General features: G+C 60.8%; 3 protein-coding genes. 2 read left to right on the top strand and 1 reads right to left on the bottom strand.

The features are described from left to right. The first annotated feature begins 269 nt into the window (after nt 1-269). Complete coding sequence (gene sigJ, locus RIF72_RS18120; protein WP_309076218.1) at nt 270-1,322, top strand: RNA polymerase sigma factor SigJ; 1,053 nt, start codon at nt 270-272, stop codon at nt 1,320-1,322. A 41-nt stretch (nt 1,323-1,363) separates the two neighbouring features. On the opposite strand, the gene RIF72_RS18115 is transcribed toward sigJ, so the two are convergent. Next, nucleotides 1,364-2,587, bottom strand: coding sequence for an FAD-dependent oxidoreductase (locus RIF72_RS18115; RefSeq protein ID WP_309076217.1), 1,224 nt, complete (start codon nt 2,585-2,587; stop codon nt 1,364-1,366). Between the two features lie 899 nt (nt 2,588-3,486). On the opposite strand from RIF72_RS18115, the gene RIF72_RS18110 reads away from it, so the two are divergent. Further along, complete coding sequence (locus tag RIF72_RS18110; protein WP_309076220.1) at nt 3,487-5,643, top strand: glycogen debranching N-terminal domain-containing protein; 2,157 nt, start codon at nt 3,487-3,489, stop codon at nt 5,641-5,643. Nucleotides 5,644-6,000 lie beyond the last annotated feature (357 nt).

The raw sequence follows: 6,000 nt of genomic DNA, 5'->3' as shown, positions 1-6,000 counted from the left end.
ACGAAATTGAACCTCTTGTGGAGTGATTGAATTGCCGCCCCGTCCGGGGCGAGACCACTGTCGACCTTTTCCAAATCAAATGAACGGGAGCCAAAGTAAAAGCAAAGTGAGCGCTAACACCTGCCTGGGCAGCAGCGGCATAGCTTATTGATCTGCACGGGCGGGAGGCAAAGGGCACCCCCGCAACGCCCCGGACTGTCCACAGACAAACCGTTCATCGACAAAGGAGTCATCATGACACAAGCTACTACTCAGTGAACGAGGATGCCGTGACGGATGAGCAGGCAGCGCTCTTCCAACGCGGAAGCCGTGGGTACAATCATCTCTTTGGCGTGGCCTACCGCCTTCTCGGGTCGGTGCATGACGCGGAAGATGCCGTGCAGGACGGGTTCACACGATGGCAGGAGCTGAGCGAGGAGCAGCGTCAGTTCATTCGGGAGCCGATCGCGTGGCTTACCCGTGTAGTGAGCAGGGTGTGCCCTGACCGGCTGGGATCGGCCATGGCCAGGCGGGAAAGATACCACGGCATATGGTTGCCCGAGCCGATGGTGGGGGAACCAGCATCGACAGTCGGAAGCATCCATCAGAACCTGCCGGAAGGGTCTCGCCTTTCCCCCAACTCTGACCCTGCCGATATTGTCACGCAGGATGAGTCAGTTTCCATCGCGTTGCTGGTGACCATGGAACAGCTCACTGCCCCGCAGCGCGTGAGTCTCATCCTTCACGACGTGTTTCAGGTCCCCTTCGCTGAAATCGCTGAAATTGTCGGGAGAAGCCCGGAAGCCTGCAGGCAACTGGCGACAGCCGCCCGTAAGAAAGTTCTTTCCCCTCGCCGCGCAGAAGGTCATGGTGCAACGAGGGATCAGGTGGTTGAGGCATTCGCGCGCGCGTGCGCCGATGGTGACATGGAGTCTTTGGCCGCCGTTCTGGATCCGGATGTTGTTTCCAGAGCAGACGGTGGAAAGTCCGTCAGAGTTGCGCGGCGTCTGATCAGAGGGCAACGCGAGGTGGCACATTATCTGCTGGGTGTGCTGAGTCTTGAGTGGCGCCAAAGAGGGGATCTCGATGTCTCGATGGAGCTTGTCAACGGTTACACGGGGGTTGTGGTTCGCCGGGCAGCGGATCTCGTGTGGGTGATGGACCTCGAAGTCGTTGATGGGTCCATCGGTGCGATTGCGCTCATCGCAAATCCTGACAAACTCAATGCCCGTCCTGATTCCGTTCCTGTATGCCTTTCTTCAGGGCTGCTCCCCCTTCGACAGGGTCCGGGCTCGCCCCGGCCCTATGTGCACACGTCGCAAACAGCGGTAGGGCGGAGCTGAACACCACCCCCACCCCGGCGGTGGTGTTCAGACATTCCGGCTCACCCAGCGGCGAGAGGTGTGTATTGCGGCCACGCGCCGTTCGGGCCAGCCGCGGCCAGCAAGGCTTCGCCGTCGCCAGCGGGTGGGTAGATCCATTCCGTGTTGATAGTGGTCTTGAGGTCATGGCCGGCGCTGCCGGTCATGAGAACCGTACGTTCCCACCCGGAGGTTACAACCGCACCGGCAGGACCCAGCGCCAAACAAGTCACATAACTATCAGGAACAAAAGGTTCCAGAGGCTTTCCGAGCAGGTCGGCGGCAACGTTGTGTCCGGCAAATTTGCCGAGAGGCGTGGCGTGCTGACAGCTCTGCATCACGGTTCGGCCTTCTGTCGCGATAGCGGCAGAGGTGTCGCCCGCCGCATAGACGTCAGCAACGCCGGTCACCCGGAGGTATTCGTCGACATGCAGTCTGCCGATCCGGTCACGTTCGGCAGGGATGAACTTTGTGAGCGGGCTTGCAGCCATTCCCGCGGTCCAGACCACAGTATCTGCGGCGATCTCTGTACCGTCGGACAGGCTGACGCAGCCGCGTCTCACAGCGTCCAGGCTCACCCTCATGCGCGCCTCAATTCCGAGCTCTGTCAGCGCGTCCGTGATAGCTGGACGAGGATTTGCGCCCAGCTCAGGGCCCACTTCTCCCTCGCGCTCGACAAGAACGACGCGCACGGTTCCCTGAGGGCCGGCGATTTCCCGCAGACGTCTAGTCAGCTCCGTGGCAATCTCGAGCCCCGTGAAACCGGCACCCACAACTACTGCCGTGTACTGCCCTGCGCTTTCCGAACATTGGGGCAAGCGGTGCAAATGTGAGTCAAGCCGTGATGCTCCTCCCAGGGTGTCGATGTCGAAAATGTGTTCAGCCCCGGGAATTTTCGGTTGGACAACCTGGCTGCCGGATGCCAACACCAGCCGGTCATATGCGAGCTCGGCACTACACCCATCCCTGGTCACTGCGCTAACCGTTTTGGCTGCCGTATCGATGGCTGTCACGGTCGCGGCCAGCCGCTGAACGCCGATGGGGCCAAGGATCTTGTCGAGCGGGCTGCGCATCTTGTGGGGGTCGGACTCGTACAGGCGCGGGCGGAGGACCAAATCATCACCCGCACTGACCACGGTAATACTCAGGTCAGAGTCGCTGACACCGCATTCGCGGCGCAATTTCGCTGCGCTAGCCGCAGTCCACACACCCGCAAAGCCACCTCCGACGATTAATACCTTTGCCATTGATCCACCTCTCGCACTCTTGTTGTTACTGTCGCCCGCGTCGTCACCTACGCTGGGTCAGATGCATCTTTTTCGGGAATTCCGCTGTTTCTATGTGGCGATAGACCCGATAGTGGTTGGGCCGTGCCCTCGCACTCTCGAGCCTCGTTGCCGGGTGCCCATATGCCTTTGTGACATACCTGCTCACCACCCGCTAAGCATTGCTACTACTGCCAGGACTTGTTTGTTGTCCATACAGTTATGACGATGTAGCCCCAGCGAATGTGATGGTCGAAGCGGCACTTCTACCAGCCAGGTGGGGTTGGAGAATGGGCTTGGACCCTGCCCTGATGCTGTCAAAGGCATCCCCACCATCATGTTGCCCGGTCGACGGACAACCGTACCGCACGGCACATGATGGGCTCAGCGCCGTGGCAGCCGGTTTTCAATTCGTCCACAAGAATTGTCCCTGGCTGGCGGCGGAGACAGCATGCTTCTTCGCGGTGGCGCGGAGAACCAATTCCAACTGCCGGTTGCGTGGGCAATGGCGGTGACGCCTGATGGTCTTCGGAACAACCGGAATTGAGACACGTTTAACGAGAAGTCCGATTCGCCCGTGCAACGCTGCGTCGAGATGCCGGGTGTCGTGCCGTCGAAATAAGAGGTCCGGCGTGCTGGTCTGAATGCGTTCGATGTCCTTGAAGACTTCGCGAACGTGGAGCCGCAAGAAGTGTCCTCTCCTACCGGTCATGCCTCCAGCACCGGATTTTTCGGCTAAATCGTAAGCCCTGCCACAATCCAGGCCGCCGCTTGATTTCAATAACCAGCAGGGCCGCTCACGCTGGTCTGGTGGATGCCCGGTAGCGGGCGTAGATTCAGCTCAGCATGAGGCTCGGCGCGCTTTCAAAGGGGAGTTTATGATGACCGGTTGGAATGCGGATAATGCGGCGGGACCTACCGGCCAGGGTGCGGTGACGCTGGTGGAGGGATCGTCGTTCTGCATCTCGCTGCAGAATGGGGATATCTTCCCCCATCATCCACACGGCGTTTTCCATCTCGACACAAGGATCCTTTCCCGGTGGTACCTGACCATTAATGGCGAGCCGGTCGAGCCTCTCGGGGCGTGGACGCCTACGCCTTACCGGGGAATGTACGTAGGCAGAGCCGTGCGTGCCGACGGTCGGTCCGATAGTCCTTTGACCGTGGAACGCAAGCGCGAGGTGGGCGCCGGCATTCTGGAAGACATCACCATATACAACTACGCATCCGGTCCGGCGGCATGTGAAGTTGCGTTGTTCGTGGACGCGGATTTCGCCGATCTTTTTGAAGTCAAGGACGGACGATTCCGCCGGCAGTGGAATGAGGCACGTCAAGTCGATGGCGATTCGGTGAGGATGGAGGCAGTTTGGCAGGATGTCCGGAAGGGCGTCGTCGTGCGGGCCGCCGGCGGCGAAGCCAGCGCCGACGGTCTGATCTTCCGCGCCGTCGTACCCGGTCACGGGCAGTGGAGCATCCGGGCGACTGTTACGCCGCTGTCGGACGATACCAATCCGGGCTCATCGCTCCTCGCTACCCATCCGGATGCTGTCTCACCCCGGGACCGGAGACAGCAGTCCTGGGTTGCGAGTATCCCTCCTGTCCGAATAGCAAACCCGTCCATCGATCGAATTGTCGCGCGCAGCTATGCTGACATCGGCGCTCTGCGCATCGTTGATCCGTCGAATCCTGACCGCATGGTTGTCGCCGCTGGGGCGCCCTGGTTTATGGCATTGTTTGGTCGGGACTCCTTGCTGGCTTCGTTCATGGCGGTGCCCATCAACCCGCCGCTCGCGCTGGGCACGCTTCAGACTCTGGCTAAGTGGCAGGGCACCGTGGTGGACTTGGTGACTGAGGAACAGCCCGGGCGGATCCTTCACGAGGTACGGTTGGGCCTTGGCACAGGCCTGGCGCTTGGCGGGAAGTCTGCCTATTACGGTACCGCTGATGCCACTCCCTTATTCGTGACTCTGCTCGGTGAAGTGAGCCGTTGGGGACATGCACCAGAGGACGTCGCTGCTCTGTTGCCCCATGCGGACCGCGCCTTGGACTGGGTGCGGGATTACGGCGACAGGGACGGTGACGGTTTTGTCGAGTACGAGCGACTCAATGAACAGGGTCTCATCAATCAGGGCTGGAAGGACTCCTGGGATGGCATCAGCTTTGCCGACGGGCGCATTGCAGAGCCGCCCATCGCTTTGTGTGAGGTGCAGGGCTACGTTTACAGCGCCCTCGTCGCCCGTGCTTGGATGGCGCATGACTCGGGCGACAGGGCCTTGGCGGTCGAGCTCCAGGACCAGGCGGAGCGGCTGAAGAAGCAGTTCAACAAACAGTTCTGGTTGCCCGACCGCGGGTACTACGCGATCGCGCTGGACGGCGATAAACGGCCCGTCGACGCCTGCGCGTCCAACATGGGTCACTGCCTGTGGTCCGGCATCGTGGATGAGGACAAGGCCCGGCAGGTCGCCGACCGGCTGATGTCCCCGGAGATGTTCAGCGGCTGGGGCATTCGCACCCTGGCGACTGACATGGGTGCCTACAACCCCGTCAGCTACCACAACGGCTCCGTCTGGCCGCATGACAATGCGCTGATCGTCGGGGGTCTGTTGCGCTACGGGTTCGTCGAGGAAGCCCAGCGGCTTGCCTCAGCGCTGATGGAAGTCGGCGAGTACACGGACCACAGGCTGCCCGAATTGTTTTGCGGTTACAGTCGCTCCGACTACCCTCAGCCACTCCCGTATCCGACGGCATGCTCGCCCCAGGCATGGGCGGCAACAACCCCGATAATGCTGCTCAGGAGCCTCCTGCGCCACGATGCCCATTTTTCTCTGGGCGAGCTTTGGATGGACCCTGTGTTACCGGAGGCGTGGGGGAATTTTCATGCCGAGAACGTGGTTTTCGGGGAAGCATACTTTTCGTTCGATGTTTACGGATCCCAGATGACAGTGGAGGGTCTCCCCGAAGGAATAGTGCTTCGCCGGGGGACACGCCCTGCCCTGGCCGATGTTCAGGGACGTGAGAGGCCGCGCCGGACGGAGTAGCGCAAGCGGGGCACCCGGGGTGGCCGCGCATCTGTTGGATCGCTAGGTTTCCGATCGCCTGTCCAGTAATGCGTAGCCTGTGGGACGTGGGCCACAACGGTGGGCGGCCGGGAATTTACTCCGGTTCAGGCCGGCGGCTTGTATGTTGCCCAAGACCCGCCGTTTGGTGCACGGAATTCCAGTTGGGATACACCACAACCTGACGAACGAAGGGCCCTGTTTCTTCACCTTCTGCTGATACTCAACCTGACAGGATGAGGGCTGGAGACACCGGTGACTGGACAGCGAATGGGGTACGTACGAGTCAGCACGCTGAACCTTAACGAAAACGCCAGCTCGAAGCAGCCACAGCTGCTG

Origin of the sequence: Paenarthrobacter sp. (genome assembly GCF_031180005.1) — a bacterium.
In the GTDB taxonomy this organism is placed as follows: Bacteria; Actinomycetota; Actinomycetes; order Actinomycetales; family Micrococcaceae; genus Arthrobacter.
Note: the sequence above shows the minus strand (reverse complement) of the source record. Positions and strands in the feature narration are given on the sequence as shown.